The 16,092-nt window shown below is 33.2% G+C and carries 13 protein-coding genes; all 13 read left to right on the top strand.

From position 1 onward, the window contains the following. Positions 1 to 65: 65 nt before the first annotated feature. The 13 genes from NIL_RS05290 to NIL_RS05230 all read left to right on the top strand — a co-directional run bounded on the left by NIL_RS05290 (position 66) and on the right by NIL_RS05230 (position 16,053). Entirely contained in the window at positions 66 to 956 is an 891-nt protein-coding gene (locus tag NIL_RS05290; RefSeq protein WP_187646783.1) for a polyprenyl synthetase family protein, read from the top strand. After that, the gene (gene hemA, locus NIL_RS05285; RefSeq protein WP_187646782.1) at positions 956 to 2,284 is read left to right on the top strand and encodes a glutamyl-tRNA reductase; all 1,329 of its coding nucleotides are present in this window, start codon (positions 956 to 958) and stop codon (positions 2,282 to 2,284) included. Before NIL_RS05290 ends, hemA begins: the two co-directional genes overlap by 1 nt. Next, positions 2,274 to 3,977, top strand: a complete 1,704-nt coding sequence (locus NIL_RS05280; RefSeq protein ID WP_187646781.1) for a proline--tRNA ligase — start codon at positions 2,274 to 2,276, stop codon at positions 3,975 to 3,977. Before hemA ends, NIL_RS05280 begins: the two co-directional genes overlap by 11 nt. A gap of 65 nt (positions 3,978 to 4,042) precedes the next feature. Beyond that, complete coding sequence (locus NIL_RS05275; protein WP_187646780.1) at positions 4,043 to 4,438, top strand: FxsA family protein; 396 nt, start codon at positions 4,043 to 4,045, stop codon at positions 4,436 to 4,438. Further along, positions 4,407 to 5,252 carry a DsbA family protein gene (locus NIL_RS05270; RefSeq protein ID WP_187646779.1) on the top strand — a complete coding sequence of 282 codons (846 nt, stop codon included), beginning with the start codon at positions 4,407 to 4,409 and terminating at the stop codon, positions 5,250 to 5,252. Before NIL_RS05275 ends, NIL_RS05270 begins: the two co-directional genes overlap by 32 nt. Positions 5,253 to 5,261: 9 nt before the next feature. Continuing rightward, positions 5,262 to 6,200, top strand: coding sequence for a hydroxymethylbilane synthase (gene hemC, locus NIL_RS05265; protein ID WP_187646778.1), 939 nt, complete (start codon positions 5,262 to 5,264; stop codon positions 6,198 to 6,200). Between the two features lie 384 nt (positions 6,201 to 6,584). Further along, a complete protein-coding gene (radC, locus tag NIL_RS05260; RefSeq protein WP_187646777.1) occupies positions 6,585 to 7,244 on the top strand; it encodes a RadC family protein in 660 nt (219 codons plus the stop codon). An 11-nt stretch (positions 7,245 to 7,255) separates the two neighbouring features. Next, on the top strand, positions 7,256 to 8,788 hold the full coding sequence (locus NIL_RS05255) for a type I restriction-modification system subunit M (RefSeq protein ID WP_187646776.1): 1,533 nt from the start codon (positions 7,256 to 7,258) through the stop codon (positions 8,786 to 8,788). Then, positions 8,785 to 9,774: a virulence RhuM family protein/type II toxin-antitoxin system death-on-curing family toxin gene (locus tag NIL_RS05250; protein WP_187646775.1), complete on the top strand. Its 990-nt coding sequence runs from the start codon at positions 8,785 to 8,787 to the stop codon at positions 9,772 to 9,774. Before NIL_RS05255 ends, NIL_RS05250 begins: the two co-directional genes overlap by 4 nt. A 17-nt stretch (positions 9,775 to 9,791) precedes the next feature. Then, a complete protein-coding gene (locus NIL_RS05245) occupies positions 9,792 to 11,234 on the top strand; it encodes an RNA-binding domain-containing protein (protein ID WP_187646774.1) in 1,443 nt (480 codons plus the stop codon). Continuing rightward, a complete protein-coding gene (locus NIL_RS05240) occupies positions 11,234 to 12,391 on the top strand; it encodes a restriction endonuclease subunit S (protein WP_187646773.1) in 1,158 nt (385 codons plus the stop codon). Before NIL_RS05245 ends, NIL_RS05240 begins: the two co-directional genes overlap by 1 nt. Before the next feature lie 31 nt (positions 12,392 to 12,422). Next, positions 12,423 to 12,803, top strand: a complete 381-nt coding sequence (locus NIL_RS05235; protein WP_187646772.1) for a four helix bundle protein — start codon at positions 12,423 to 12,425, stop codon at positions 12,801 to 12,803. After that, the gene (locus NIL_RS05230) at positions 12,784 to 16,053 is read left to right on the top strand and encodes a type I restriction endonuclease subunit R (protein WP_187646771.1); all 3,270 of its coding nucleotides are present in this window, start codon (positions 12,784 to 12,786) and stop codon (positions 16,051 to 16,053) included. Before NIL_RS05235 ends, NIL_RS05230 begins: the two co-directional genes overlap by 20 nt. The last annotated feature ends 39 nt before the right edge of the window (positions 16,054 to 16,092 follow it).

The following is a 16,092-nucleotide window of genomic DNA, read 5'->3' as shown; positions in this document are numbered from 1 at the left end:
TGGGGTGAAAGGAGCCCTAATTCCAAATATCCAATTCCTAATTCCATTAGAATTAAGGAGTATTCTTGGTAAACCTCGTTGAAAAAAAGATTGAGCAGTATATAGATAATTTAAAAGATGAAAAAATTAAAGGGCTTTATAAAAAACTTCCTTCAGGAAAAAGGCTTAGGAGTAAATTAATACTCAAAATAGCTAAAAATGAACAAGCTGTTGATTTAGCTGCGATTATCGAGATGATCCATGCCGCTAGTCTTTTGCATGATGATGTTATAGATGATGCATTAACTAGGAGAGGCGCTCCTTCTATAAATGCGTTATACGGCAACAAAACAGCCATAATGTTGGGAGATATTCTTTATTCAAAAGCTTTTTTTGAACTCACTAAATTTAGCGACGAGATCGCTAAAAACGTTTCAAATGCCGTTACTCTTTTGAGCATTGGCGAGATGATGGATGTGGATTTGACAAAAGCTTTTAATACCGATTTGGATATCTATCTTGATATGATTTATAAAAAAACCGCATCTTTAATAGAGGCAAGTGCCAAGTGTGCCGCTATATTGGCGGGAAAAAATAGTGAAGCTTATGCGCTTTATGGCAAAAATCTAGGTCTTGCTTTTCAGATAGTTGACGATATATTGGATGTGGTGTCAGATAGCGAGACTCTTGGAAAACCTGTAATGAATGACTTTAGAGAAGGAAAAACCACTCTTCCTTATATCTACCTTTACAACTCTTTGGAGCAAAAAGATAGAGAAAAGCTTCTTTTTTTGTTTAAAAAAGAGGCTAGTGAAGATGAGAAGATGTGGATAAAAGAGATGATGGATAAAACAGGAGCGATAGATAAGTCAAAAGAGTTTGCTAAAAGACTCGGTTTCGAAGCGTTAAAAGCTATAGATGAAGGTGATATAGAACTTAAAGAGATTATGAAAAATTTGATTGACAGGGAATATTGATGCAATATTTAGTAGTGAGTTTTTCCCACAAAAATACGGACCTCGAAACCAGAGAAAGACTGGCCTTAAGTCAGGACGAGGTTAGAGAGAGGGCATATAAAGATCTTATAGAGTTTCCATATATCAATGAACTTATAATTCTTTCAACTTGTAATAGGGTTGAGATTATAGCAAGTGTTAAAGATCCTTTCAAATCTACAGATGCAATTTTGGAGGAGTTATCGAAAATATCCGGCATCAGTTTTGACGAACTAGAAGGAAGAGCCGATATATATGAAGATAATGGTGCTATTCACCATATCTTTAGTGTAGCTTCAGCATTGGACAGCCTCGTGATAGGCGAAACTCAGATTTCAGGGCAGCTCAAGATGGCTTTTAAAGAGTCTTTTGAAAAAGGTTACTCTTCCCAAAAGTTGGCCCGTGTTATGCACTATGCCTTTAAATGCGCGGCGGAAGTTAGAAACAGTACGGATATTTCTAAAAATCCCGTCTCGATTGCTAGTGCGGCGGTTGCTCAAGCAAAAGATATTTTAGAGAGTCTAGGGGGATATACCGCTTTAGTTTTGGGAACGGGAGAGATGGGACAGTTGGCCGCAAAACACCTGATTTCAAATGGTTGTAACGTAATTTTGATAGGCAGAAATTTTGAAAAAGCTAAAAAGATCGCTAATGATCTTGGTGAAAGTGCTAGTGCTGAATCTGTGGAAAATCTAAAAAGTCTTATAAACCGCCATAAGCTTCTTTTTACTGCAACATCTTCACAAGAGCCGGTAATAACAAAAGAGATGGTTGAGATAAAAGAGTTTAAAAGATACTGGTTCGATATGGCCGTTCCAAGGGATATTGAGGAGTTTGATTTTGAAAATATTGAAGTATATGTAGTTGACGATTTAAAAGAGATTGTTAATAAAAGTCTTGCTTTAAGAGAAGCTCAAGCTAAGGAAGCTTATAAAATAGTTGGTAGATACACAAAAGATTTTTTTAAGTGGCTTCAGACTTTAGCAATAGAGCCTATTATAAAAGGGATAAGAGAGAAGGCTAAAGAAGCAAGTATTAATGAAATCAAAAGGGCCATCAAAAAAGGATATCTTCCAAAAGAGCTAGAAGAGGAAGTTACCAAAATACTTCATAATGCTTTCAATAAATTCTTGCATAAACCGACCAAAAATCTGAAAAATATTGCAGATGATCCAAGTGGTGATGTAATAGTGGAATCAATCAAGTTTTTCTTTGATTTAAGCGGAGATGAATATAACCATCTAAACAGATATAAATGTGAATATTATATGAATATGGTGGAAGAAAAAGGAGAAAATTGTGAAGTTTAGTAATGCATTTATACCTACGACGAAAGAGACGCCCAAAGATGCAGTTTTACCGAGTCATATATATCTTATCAGAGGGGGGTTTATAAATCAAGTTTCAAGTGGAATATATAACTTTTTGCCACTAGGAAAAATAGTTCTAGATAAGATAAGAAATATCATAAAAGAGGAGTTGGACAGTTCTGGATGTCAAGAGGTTCAGTTAGGTTTTGTAACACCTTGTGATATGTGGGAGAGAAGTGGAAGATTTGGAAAATACGGGAAAGAGCTCTTAAGATTTAAAGATAGACGAGATAACTGTTTTGTTTTAGGACCAACTCATGAAGAGATGATGGTTGAGCTTGTAAAAAACAGAGTAACTAGTTATAAACAGCTTCCTTTAAATCTATATCAAATACATTTAAAATTTAGGGATGAGGCAAGACCGAGATTTGGACTTTTAAGAGGTAGAGAGTTTTTGATGAAAGACGGATACTCCTTTCATGCAGATGAAGAGGATATGAAAAGAGAGTATCAGTTGATGGAAGATACGTACAAAAAAATATTTTCAAAACTAGGACTTGATTTTAGAGTAGTAGAGGCTGATGTGGGGGCTATTGGGGGAAGCGGAAGTAAAGAGTTTATGGTTTTGGCAGATAGCGGGGAAGATACCATAGTCGTATGCGAATCTTGCGAATACGCCGCAAATATAGAAGCGGCTAAAAGGAAAAAACCGCAACCCCCTACGGAGGCTCCTGAATTTAGCGGTTTTGCTAAATTTCATACGCCAGATGTAAAGTCTATAGATGAACTAAGTAGCTTTTTCCACGTCGAGCCTTACTATCTTTTAAAAGCGGTTGCAAAAAAGGCGATTTATGATAAGAGTGAAGAGATAGTCCTTTTTTTTCTAAGGGGAAGCGATGAACTTCAAGAAACAAAAGCGCAAAATGCCATAGGCGCAAACGAGCTTGTGGATGTTAGCGAGGAAGAGCTTGAAAAAAATGGGTTGGTTCCTGGATTTATAGGACCTTATGAACTTAAAGTTAAATTTGTTATAGATGAGGATCTTAAAGGTGAAAAGAGTCTTATCTGCGGTGCAAACGAAAAAGATTACCATATAATTGGATGCGATTTGACAAAAATGGAAGCTGATTATACAGATATTGCTGCAGTAAAAGAGGGTGATGAGTGTCCTTTGTGTTCTGGTAAACTAACTCTAAAAAAGGGTATAGAAGTAGGCCATATATTTCAGCTTGGAACTAGATATTCTGAGCCTCTTGAAGCTATGTTTTTGGATGAAAACGGAAAACAAAAGCCGTTTGTAATGGGAACATACGGGATAGGTGTTAGCAGATTGGTTGCGGCTATCATAGAGCAGTCTCACGATGATAGGGGATGTATCTGGCCTATCTCTGTAGCACCATATCTTGTGGATATCGTTGTTTCAAACGTAAAAGATGAAGAGCAGTTTGAATTTGCCAAAACTTTATATAACAATCTGTTAAATAAAAATATAGAAGTAATATTGGATGATAGAAACGAGAGATTTGGTTTTAAGATGAAAGATTTTGAACTTATCGGTTTTCCGTACGCTATAATCGTAGGAAAAGATTTAAAAGAGGGAAAAGTAGAATTTGTTGATAGAAAAACTTTAGAAAAAGTTGTTGTTCCTAAAGAAGAGATATTGGATTTTATAATTAATAAAATCAATCGTTAAGAATCGAGAATTGGGAATTAGAAAAATTTTTACAAATTCCTAATTCCCAATTGCAAAGGAAATATATGATTTATTTTTTGCTATATCTTTTTATTGAGACTTTTGTTTCGGTTGAGATTGCAAGCGCCATAGGTCCTTTTTGGACTTTTGTAGAGATTATATTTTCGGCTATTGTTGGATTTTATATGTTGATGAATTTTCAATATAAAACTAACGAATATATTATGGCTATGGCAAAAAGAGAGATTAGTATCGAAGAGTTTGAGTCTTTGAGCCTCTATACTCTTTTGGGTGCGATTTTACTTATAATTCCTGGATTTTTTACCGATATTTTAGGAGTTTTACTTCAATTTAACGCATTTGCCAAACTTTTTGCCAGAAAAATACTCAATCTAAAAAAGAGACCACCTAAAAATAGAGGAGATGATGATGTCATTGATGTTGAGATTATTGAGCGTTAGTGTAGCTGCCGCAGTTTTTAGTTTTGCCGCAACCGATATGCAGATAAAAAAGTTTGTAAAAAGAGGACTTAGCAAAAATCCGGCAATAAAAGTAGAGAGTGTGGAGATAGTAGATAAACAACTCATAGAAAAGCCAAAGGGATGGGAAGCCTATTTTATAAAGTTCAAATTAAAACTTAAAAGAGGGGGGAAAACTTTAGATATTAGTGAAAATGATATCATATTTGTAAAAGATAATTTTATAAGTCCAGATTTTATAGATGTTAGGACAAATAGAAGCATAAAACACTATCTGTCTCCAAAGGTTAAAGACTATTTTTACGATGATGAGCATCTACTTTTTGGAAACAAAAACGCAAAACACAAAATATTAGTCTTTAGCGATCCAAACTGTCCTTTTTGTAAAGATATAGTTCCTGATATTTTGGAAGCGGCTAAAAAGCATCCAGATATCTTTGCTATATACTACTATCATCTTCCCCTTTTACAGCTTCATCCCGGATCATCCGCGCTTTGCAAAGCTATGATAGTGTTACAAAAAGAGGGGAAAAAGGATCTATTAAAAAAGATTTACGAAACAGATTTCAATTATGAAGAGAAGGATGAGAAAAAAGTTTTACAAGAACTCAATAAAAAACTTGGAACCAACCTAACGATTGAAGATATTAACCAAAAATGGGTAAAAGATCATCTAAAGCTAGATATGAAAAGAGCCGGTGAGCTTTTGGTTAAAGGAACTCCTACCGTCTTCTTAGACGGAAAAAAAGATCCTAGCAAAGAAGAGTATCAAAAATATATACCAAAAAAAGATTAGGGGCAATATATGGAAAGATTAGTTATAGCAACTAGGGGAAGTAAACTTGCACTTTGGCAGTCAAACTATATTAAATCTATTTTAGAAAAGAGATTCCCCCAAATGAGAGTTGAACTGCAGATTTTCAAAACTAAAGGAGATAAGATCTTAGATACGCCTCTTGCTTTGATAGGAGGTAAAGGACTTTTTACAAAAGAGCTTGAAGATGCGATGTTAAGAGGTGATGCACATTTGGCGGTTCACAGTCTAAAAGATGTTCCAACAGAACTTCCAAATGGTCTTGTTTTAGGCGCTATTACAAAAAGAGAGGATCCAAGAGATGCACTTTTGAGTCAAAAATATTCATCTATTGAAGATCTTCCAGCAGAAGCTGTTGTGGGAACTACAAGCCTTAGAAGAAAAATGCAGCTTCTTCATCTAAGGCCCGATCTAAAGATAAAAGATTTAAGAGGAAATGTGGACACTAGAATTAAGAAGTTAAAAGATGGCGAGTTTGACGCTATTATTTTGGCTTCGGCAGGGCTGAAAAGATTAGGATTGACTGAAGAGGTGAACTACTTTACTCCTATTGAAGAGGAGAGGATGATACCTGCAATGGGACAGGCGGCTCTTGGAATAGAGTGTGTTGAGGATGAGAAAATTTTAGAGATTGTAAAGACTCTTAATGATGAAAAGAGCCAGATAGAGACGACCGTAGAGAGAGATTTTGTAGATGTATTGCAAGGGGGTTGTCAGGTGCCTATAGGCGTTAAAGCTACCCTAATGGATGATGGAGATATAGTGGCAAGAGCTGTTATAGGCCTACCAAACGGCAAAGAGCTTTTAAAAGATAAAATTTTTGGAACGAAAGAGAACTATAAAGAGTTAGGAAAAACACTTGCAGAGTCTATGATAGAAGCCGGAGCAAAAGAGCTTTTGAAAAGAGCCGAAGAGATGGCGTTTAAATAGTTTGGAAATTGGACATTAGACATTGGAGATTAGTAAATTAGGAATTGGGAATTAGGAATCAGAAATGGGTTTTGATTGAGAACAAATGCCAGATGGAACAATCACTAAGAAAAATCCTTTTAAAGATTTGAGACCTCTGAAAAATTACAAATTGAACGAAGGATTTGAAATTATAGCTTGTAAATTTTATGTTTGCCAAAAGGCTAAAAAAGCGCGCTTGTTTAGCGCTTTTTAATAAAATTTACAAGCGTTAGTTTTACTAAAAATTTCAACTCTCCTGAGTAAAATTTTGTAATTTTTCAGAGCATTTATTTAAAAAAAATGTAATAGAAGTTGATTAAAACCTTATGCAAAGGTATAAAATAATGTAATTTTGGATACAAGATGAAAAAAATCAATGAGCTTAAAAAGTTTGAAAAACCAAGGGAAAAACTTTTAGAAAAAGGAGTAGGAGCTCTAAAAGATTATGAGTTAGTCGCAATCTTACTTGGTAGTGGGGTAAAAGGAAAAGATGTTATAAAACTCTCACGAGAAATTGTAAAACTTTTTAGAGATGATTTTGACTCAATTGATTTAGAAAAACTTCTTCAAATCCACGGACTTGGCATAGCAAAAGCTTCTCAAATAGTTAGCGCGATAGAGCTATCAAAAAGGTATCTTCTAAAACAATATAAAATAATTACTTCAGCTAAAGATGTATATGAGGAGTTAAAAGAGTATTATGATAAAAAGCAAGAGTATTTTTTGTCCATTTATCTTGATGGAGCAAATAGAATTTGCCAAAAAAGAGTTGTAACTATTGGCACTTTAAACCAAAGTTTAGTTCATCCAAGAGAAGTTTTTGCTCCAGCGATTGAAAATAGATGCGCAAGCATTATCGTAGCTCACAATCATCCTTCAAATAATTTAACTCCTAGCAGTGAAGACTTATCTGTTACACAAAAACTTCAACAAAGCGGAAAGATACTTGGTATTGAACTACTAGATCACATAATCTTTAGCAAAGATGGATTTATAAGTTTGAAAGAAGAAGGGTTTTTATAAAAAGGAAAATTATGGCAAAGAAAAAACAAACTATAGAAACTTTTGAGCAAGGGCTATGGAAAGCAGCAGATAAACTAAGAAAAAATATCGATGCTGCAGAGTATAAACATGTGGTTCTTGGATTGATTTTTTTAAGATACATTTCAGAAGCATTTGAAGAACTTTATGAAAAGTTAAAAAAAGGTGAAGGTGAATACTTAGGAGCTGATCCAGAAGATAGAGACGAATACATAGCAGAAAATGTATTTTATGTTCCACCAAAGGCTAGATGGGAGTATCTAAAAGCAAATGCTAAAGATGTAGAGATTGGGAAAATCATAGATAATGCGATGGAGTTAATAGAAAAAGAGAATCCATCTTTAAAAGGGGTATTGCCAAAAGTGTATGCAAGGGGAAATATTGATCCTATAACTCTTGGAGGGTTGATTGATCTTTTTAGCAATATCGCTTTTGATGATGCAAAAGAGAAAAGCTCAGATATTTTAGGGCATGTTTTTGAATACTTTTTAGGAGAGTTTGCACTTGCAGAAGGTAAAAAAGGAGGGCAGTTCTATACTCCAAGAAGCGTTGTTGAGTTACTAGTTGAAATGCTTGAGCCTTATAAGGGAAGAGTTTTTGATCCTTGTTGTGGAAGTGGAGGAATGTTTGTACAGTCTGAAAAGTTTGTGCAAGAGCATCAAGGAAAGATTAATGATATTTCAATATATGGACAAGAGAGCAACCAAACAACTTGGCGACTGTGTAAAATGAACCTTGCAATTAGAGGTATTGACTCAACTCAAGTTAAATGGAATCCCGAAGGCTCATTTTTAAATGATGCTCACAAAGACCTCAAGGCAGATTTTGTAATCGCAAATCCACCATTTAACGATAGCGATTGGAGTGGCGAGCTTTTAAGAAAAGATGCTAGGTGGAAATATGGAATCCCACCTGTTGGCAATGCAAACTACGCATGGATTCAGCACTTTATCTTTCATCTTGCGCCTCACGGAAAAGCAGGATTTGTTTTGGCCAAAGGCGCACTAACTACAAAACAAAGCGCTGAATATGAGATTAGAAAAAATATGATCGAAGATGATATAGTAGATTGCATCGTTAATCTACCTGCAAAACTTTTCTTAAATACTCAAATACCGGCATCTTTATGGTTTTTAAGAAAAAACAAAACTACAAGAAAAAAAGAGATTCTCTTCATTGATACAAGAGATTTAGGAGAGCTTATCAATAGAAGACAAAGAGTTTTAACGGAAAATGACATCAAAAAAATAGCTGATACTTACCATAGATGGCTTAGAGTTGATGTTAATTATGAGGATATTAAAGGATTTTGTAAATCTGTTAGCATTGAGAAAGTAAGAGAGCTTGATTATATGCTAACTCCTGGCAGATATGTTGGGCTTCCTGAAGAAGAGGATGATTTTGATTTTGAAGAGAGGTTTACAAAACTAAAACAGGAATTTTTAGAGCAGTTAGTTGAAGAAGAGAGATTGAATAAGTTGATACTTGAGAGTTTGGGAAAGGTGGATATTAAGGGTAAAAAATGAAAATGGAAAATCAACTAGTTATTTTTGAAGATAGGGATAAAAAAATTGAGGTTCAATTGAAAGAAGAGACAATTTGGTTAAATCTCAATCAAATTGCATATCTTTTTGATGTTCAAAAAGCAGCTATATCAAAGCATATTAAAAATATTTTTGATTCAAAAGAATTAGAGCCAAACTCAACTGTTTCCAAAATGGAAACAGTTCAAATTGAAGGTAAAAGAGAAGTAAAAAGAAAAATTACTTACTATAACCTTGATGTAATCATAGCTGTTGGCTATCGTGTTAATTCCAAAAAAGCGACACAATTTCGTATCTGGGCGACGAATGTCCTAAAAAACTACCTTGTAAAAGGTTATGCCGTCAATGAAAAAAAGCTTACGCAAGAAAAATTAAAAGAGCTTGAAAGTGCAATAAAGTTTATTAAAGAAAATATCAATACTCCTTCCTTAAGCGCAAAGGAAGCAAAAGGCTTGCTTGAAATTATAGAAAAATATGCTTTGGTTTGGAGATGGATTGAAGAGTATGACACTGGAAAAATCAAAGCGATCATAACTCGAAAAGAGAGAAAAATAATAAGCTATGAAGAAGCAAAAGAAGCAATTAAAGAGTTAAAAGAGTATCTTTTGCAAAGAGGCGAAGCTTCAGAAATTTTTGGGCTTGAGCGAGATAGAGGACTTTTTGAGAGTGCGTTGAATACGATTTATCAAAGTTTTGGAGGCGAAGAACTCTATCCTTCCTTTGAAGAAAAGGCAGCAAATCTGCTCTATTTAATCATAAAAAATCATCCATTCGTTGACGGAAATAAAAGAATTGGTGCTTTTTTGTTTTTGCTTTTTTTATATGAAAATCTATCTCAAGAAGAACTTTTTAATAAATTTAACAGCAATACGCTAACGGCCCTATGCTATCTTGTAGCAGCAAGCCCACCAGAACAAAAAGAGCAGTTAGTAAAACTCATTATGAATTTTATTTCTTTTGAAGGATGAAGTATGAGAGATAAAGAATGAATTTAAAAGAAATTTTGAAATATCCTGAAAATAGGAAACTTGAATTTAAAGAATATTTACCCAGTAAAAATGATTTATGTAAAACTGTTGTAGCCTTTGCTAATGATGCTGGCGGTGAAATCTATATAGGAATAAAAGATAATCCAAGAGAGATTATCGGTATTCCAGAGGAAGATTTGCTAAAAATGGAAGAAACTATAAGTAGTATTATTCACGATAGCTGTTATCCGTTGATATTACCTGACATTTTTTCTTTGAATATTGAAGGTAAAATTGTAATAGTAGTAAAAATCTATAAAGGAAATAACCCGCCATACTTTATAAAAAGCAAAGGAAAAGAGAAAGGAACATATATTAGAGTTGGTTCAATAAATCGTCTTGCCAATAATGAGATAATAGAGGAATTAGAAAGGCAAAAAGAGGGAATTTCTTTTGATTCTTTACCAATCTATACACAAGATATTAAAGATTTAGATTTTTCTAAATTCTCACAACAATTTGAAGAAATTACTGGGGAAAAACTAACAAAAACAATCTTAAAAAAATTAAATTTGATAATTACAGACCAAAACAAAGAGTTTCCTACAAATGCTTTAATTTTACTTTCAAATGATGAAATAAAAAACACCCTTTTTCCTTATACAAAAATAGAATGTGCAAGGTTCAAAGGAACAATTCCGGGTAATTTTATTGACCAAAAAACAATTGACGAGCCTTTAAGTTTGCAACCAGAAGAAGCATATAAATTTGTTTTAAGGCATATTTCTCAAGGTTCAACTTATGAAGGAGTTTATAGAAAAGATAGATGGGAATATCCAATAATTGCTATCCGTGAAGTTATAAGAAATGCCGTAATTCATAGAGATTATTCTTTAAAAGGAAAAGATATAAAGATTGCTATTTTTGATGACAAAATTGAAATCACAAGTCCAGATAAGCTTATGCCTACTATTGATTTTGATAATATGGAAGCAGGTCAATCTGATATAAGAAATAAAGTGTTAGCGGTTGTATTTAAAAAACTAGGAATTATTGAGCAGTGGGGAAATGGTTTAAGACTAATTGCTAATGAATTGAAAAAGTATCCTGAAATAAAAATGGAGTGGAGTGAGCCAGGAATTTCTTTTAGAGTAACATTTAAAAAAATAAATTTTGAACAAAAAAATAAAATCCAAATATCAACATCTGCGACCGATTATGATCAATTACGGACGATTACGGACGATTACGGACGATTAACCAAAGAAGAAAAAGAAATTTTAATCTATCTTTTGGAGAAAAAAACAATTAATAGAAAAAAAGTTACAGAAATTCTCGATATTCATAAAACTAAAGCACATGAGATATTAAGTTCATTAGTTCATAAAAAATTAATAGAAAGAAAAGGGAAAGGAAGAAGTACACATTATGTTTTGAAGGGTGAAACGGAGGAGTTTTGATGGGTGAGAAAATGCCTAAAAGATGGAAAAAGGTTAAGTTGGGAGAAGTAGCAGAAATTAAAATGGGACAATCTCCAAAATCTGAATTTTATAATACAGAAGGCAAAGGCTTACCATTTCTCCAAGGTAATAGAACTTTTGGTTATAGATATCCAAAAATAGATATATATTGTTCAAATCCTATAAAAATAGCTGATAAAGGAGATATATTATTTAGTGTAAGAGCACCTGTTGGTGATATCAATATTGCAAATCAAACTATTTGTATTGGAAGAGGATTGGCAGCATTAAAATCAAAAAATGATGAAAATTTATTTCTATATTATTTATTACACTATACAAAAAAAGAAATTTTAAATTCAGAAGGCGGAACTGTTTTTGGTTCTATCTCTAAAAGAGATTTAGAAAGCCTTGAAGTTCTTATTCCAGAAGATTTAAACGAACAAAAAGCCATTGCTGGGGTGTTGTCAAGTTTTGATGATAAAATAGACCTGCTTCACCGCCAAAATAAAACTCTTGAAGAAATGGCGCAAACTCTTTTTAGAAAGTGGTTTATTGAAGATGCAAAAGAGGATTGGGAGGAAAAACCTCTTGGAGAACTTGTAACAATAAAAAGAGGCAGTTCACCAAGACCTATTCAAAATTATTTATCAAATAACGGATTAAAATGGCTTAAAATATCAGATATTACTAATCTAAACTCACCTTTTATTTTTGACATAAAAGAACATATTAAAGAAGAAGGACTAAATAAAACTGTATTATTAAAAAGCGACTCACTTATATTGTCTAATAGTGCAACTCCTGGGATTCCTAAAATTTTACAAATGAATTCTTGTATCCATGATGGATGGTTGTATTTTCCAAAATCATATTTTTCAAATGAATTCCTATATTTGCTGTTTTTATATATTAGACCCCAACTTTTAATGCAAGGTAATGGAAGTATTTTTACAAACTTAAAAACCAGTATTTTAAAAGAGTTTGTGATTACTGTTCCAGACAAAAACAGCCTTGCAAATTTCCAAATTCAAGTTAATCCCATTTTTAAAAAGTTATTAAATAATTCCAAACAAATCCGCACATTAGAACGATTACGAGATACACTCCTACCAAAACTAATGAGCGGGAAAATAAGGATGAAGTATGAAGGATGAAGGGTGAAGTATGAAGTATGAAGGGTGAAGAGTGAAAATTTATGATATAAAAGATAGAACTTTTCAATATGCTTTAAAAGCAATTGAACTTTATAATAAATTGCAATTACAAAGAAAGAGTGCGGGTTTGATTATTGGAAAGCAGTATTTAAGGTCTGCAACAAGTATAGGGGCAAATATTCAAGAAGCTCAATCAGGAGAAAGTAAAGCTGATTTTATCCATAAATATAGTATTGCACAAAAAGAAGCCAGAGAGAGCCTATATTGGCTTAGATTATTGAGAGCTTCTAAAATTTTACATACTGAAGATACGGAATATCTTATAAAAGAAACTAATGAAATAATATCTGTGATTACAAAAATTATTGTTAATACAAAAAAAGGTCTAAAAAATGAAAAAAGAAAACAATAATTTTCATAATTCAGACTTCAACCTTCAGAAATCAACAAAATTTCATCCTTCAGAATTCAGACTTCATCATTCAGTTTCTGAAGCAAATATAGAAAACTTTGCAATAGAGCTTTTAAAATTACAAGGTTACGATTATCTTTTTGGTGCTGATATCACCCCTGATGGTGAAAATCCACTTAGAAACTCATTTGAAGATGTGATTTTATTTGTTAGATTAAAAAGTGCTATAAAAAGGATAAACCCTCACTTGACACAAAGCTCAATAGATGATGCTATAAAACAGCTAATTCAAATCCATACGCCTAATTTGTTAGCGAACAATGAGATTTTTCATAAAATGCTAACTCAAGGTATAAAAGTAACATACACAAAAGATGGAGTTGATAGAGGAGATATTGTATGGCTTATTGATTTTAAAAATCCCCAAAATAACGACTTTTTGGTAGTCAATCAATTTACAGTTATTGAAAATAGTGTCAACAAAAGACCAGACATCGTTATTTTCATAAACGGATTACCTCTTATTGTTATGGAACTTAAAAATCCAACAGATGAAAATGCGAGCCTAAAATCGGCATACAACCAACTTCAAACATATAAACAAACAGTTCCATCTCTTTTTACCTATAACGAAATATTAATCATATCAGACGGCCTTGAAGCAAAGATAGGAAGTTTATCGGCTGGATATGATAGATTTATGGCTTGGAAATCTGCTGATGGCAAAAAAGAGGCTTCCCATCTAGTGAGTCAGCTTGAGATACTAATAAAAGGGCTTTTAGATAAACCAACACTTATCGATTATATAAGATTTTTTATCTTGTTTGATAAATCAAAAAAAGAAGACAAAAACGGGCAAACCACTATACAAACTACAAAAAAAATTGCAGCTTATCATCAATACTACGCCGTAAACAAAGCTATCAAATCAACACTAAGGGCGATTGGTCAAAACAGATCAAGCTTTATCGTAAAAGAGCCGCCTGCAAGTTATGGACTGCCTGATGTAAAAGATCAGCTAGAAGGAGATAAAAAAGCTGGAGTTGTGTGGCATACGCAAGGTTCCGGCAAATCTATATCTATGCTTTTTTATGCAGGTAAAATTATCCAAACGATAGATAATCCAACGATAGTAGTTATCACAGATAGAAACGACCTTGATGATCAGCTTTTTGATACTTTTGCCTCTGCTTCGCAGATTTTGAGACAAGAACCTGTTCAAGCAAACAGTAGGGAACATTTAAAAGAGCTTTTAAAAGTAGATGCTGGAGGAGTAGTATTTACAACTATACATAAATTTTGGCCAGAAGATGGAAATATTTATGAAACTTTGTCACTAAGAGATAATATCATCGTAATTGTTGATGAGGCTCACCGAACTCAGTATGGATTTCAAGCAAAAGTGGATAAAAAATCAGGGGATATAAAATATGGCTTTGCAAAATATTTAAGAGACGCACTTCCAAATGCTACATATATCGCTTTTACTGGAACACCTGTAGAAAAGACAGACAGAAATACACCCGCTGTTTTTGGAAATTATATCGATATTTACGATATAGCAAATGCAGTAGAAGATGGGGCGACTGTGCCTATTTTTTATGAGAGCAGACTTGTAAAAGTCAACTTAACAGAAGAAGGAAAAAGGTTAATAAAAGAGTATGAAAAAGAGCTTGATGAAAAAGGACTCTCTGAAGTAGAAAAAGCAAAAACAAAATGGGCAAAATTGGAAGCTTTAATAGGCACAAAACCAAGAATAAAAGAGATAGCAAAAGATATAGTAGATCATTTTGAAAAACGGCTTGAAGTGATGGATGGTAAGGCTATGATAGTTGCAATGTCAAGAAAGATAGCCATAAATCTTTATAATGAGATTGTATCTTTACGCCCAGATTGGCATAGTGATGAACTAAAAAAAGGAAAAATAAAGGTTGTTATGACAACCTCTTCTTCAGATGAGATAGAATTAACAAAATTTCATTTAACAAAAGAGCAAAGAAGAACATTAGCAGATAGATTTAAGGACCCGAATGATGAACTAAAACTTGTAATAGTTGTTGATATGTGGCTTACAGGTTTTGATGTGCCATCTCTTCATACAATGTATATCGATAAGCCTATGAAAGGGCATACGCTTATGCAGGCAATTGCAAGGGTAAATAGAGTTTATAAAGATAAAACGGGTGGGCTTATTGTTGATTATATAGGAATTGCTGCAGATTTGAAAGAGGCTTTAAACTTCTATGCAGAAAGTGGTGGAAAAGGAGAGCCTGCAAAGCTCCAAGAAGAAGCAGTTAAGATTATGCTTGAAAAGTTTGAGGTTGTAAAAGATATCTTTTACGGATTTGATTATAAAAGATATTTTAGCGCTGACACACAAGAAAAACTAAACATCATCCTTGAAGCGGAGGATTTTATACTTGGACTTGAACAGGGTAAAAAAAGATATATCGATGCGGTCACTGCACTCTCAAGAGCCTATGCCCTTGCTATCCCTCATCCAAAGGCTTTAAAGATAAAAGAAGAAGTAGCTTTTTTTCAAGCTGTAAAATCAAGACTTATAAAATTTGAAAGAAGCGAAAATAGCGCACAAAATTATGAAACTGCGATAAAACAGATAGTCGATAAAGCAATAGTCTCTAATGGTGTTATAGATATATTTGATGCAGCGGGGCTAAAAAAACCAGATATCTCTATACTCTCTGATGAATTTTTAGATGAAATTAAAGCAATGAAACATAAAAATTTAGCTATTGAGACTTTAAAAAAACTTATAAATGATGAGATAAAAGGAAGAATCAAAACGAATATAGTAAAAAGCAAATCTTTGCAAGAATCTTTAGAAGAGCTTGTAAGAAAGTATAATAATAAACTGCTAACAGCAGCTGAAATCATAGAAGAGCTTATAAAACTTGCCAAAGAGATTAAAGCAAGCGATAAAGAACCAGATGAACTTGGATTATCTGAATATGAGTATGCCTTCTACTGCGCTGTTGCGGATAATGAAAGTGCAAGAGAGCTTATGGGAAAAGAGAAATTAAAAGAGCTTGCAACTGTCTTATTTCAAAAGGTAAGAGAAAATACATCAATTGATTGGGCTATAAGAGAGAGTGCAAGAGCAAAACTAAAAGTAATTATAAAAAGAACACTAAGACAGTTTGGATATCCTCCAGATATGCAAAAGCTTGCAACTCAAACAGTTTTAAAACAAGCTGAAGCTTTAGCAAATGAGTTGATAGAGAGAAAATAAGCAATATTAAAAAAAGTTAGATTAGGAGAAATTATGAAG

Source organism: Nitrosophilus labii, assembly GCF_014466985.1.
In the GTDB taxonomy this organism is placed as follows: Bacteria; Campylobacterota; Campylobacteria; order Campylobacterales; family Nitratiruptoraceae; genus Nitrosophilus_A; species Nitrosophilus_A labii.
The sequence above is the reverse complement of the archived record's forward strand: the minus strand, read 5'-3'. Positions and strand labels throughout refer to the sequence as shown.

Excerpts from the sequence above, each read along its gene's own strand:
- NIL_RS05275 (WP_187646780.1), top strand. The coding sequence starts at position 4,043 with ATGATTTATTTTTTGCTATATCTTTTTATTGAGACTTTTGTTTCGGTT.
- NIL_RS05230 (WP_187646771.1), top strand. The coding sequence starts at position 12,784 with ATGAAAAAAGAAAACAATAATTTTCATAATTCAGACTTCAACCTTCAG.
- hemA (WP_187646782.1), top strand. The coding sequence starts at position 956 with ATGCAATATTTAGTAGTGAGTTTTTCCCACAAAAATACGGACCTCGAA.
- radC (WP_187646777.1), top strand. The coding sequence starts at position 6,585 with ATGAAAAAAATCAATGAGCTTAAAAAGTTTGAAAAACCAAGGGAAAAA.
- NIL_RS05270 (WP_187646779.1), top strand. The coding sequence starts at position 4,407 with ATGTCATTGATGTTGAGATTATTGAGCGTTAGTGTAGCTGCCGCAGTT.
- NIL_RS05245 (WP_187646774.1), top strand. The coding sequence starts at position 9,792 with ATGAATTTAAAAGAAATTTTGAAATATCCTGAAAATAGGAAACTTGAA.
- hemC (WP_187646778.1), top strand. The coding sequence starts at position 5,262 with ATGGAAAGATTAGTTATAGCAACTAGGGGAAGTAAACTTGCACTTTGG.
- NIL_RS05240 (WP_187646773.1), top strand. The coding sequence starts at position 11,234 with ATGGGTGAGAAAATGCCTAAAAGATGGAAAAAGGTTAAGTTGGGAGAA.
- NIL_RS05255 (WP_187646776.1), top strand. The coding sequence starts at position 7,256 with ATGGCAAAGAAAAAACAAACTATAGAAACTTTTGAGCAAGGGCTATGG.
- NIL_RS05250 (WP_187646775.1), top strand. The coding sequence starts at position 8,785 with ATGAAAATGGAAAATCAACTAGTTATTTTTGAAGATAGGGATAAAAAA.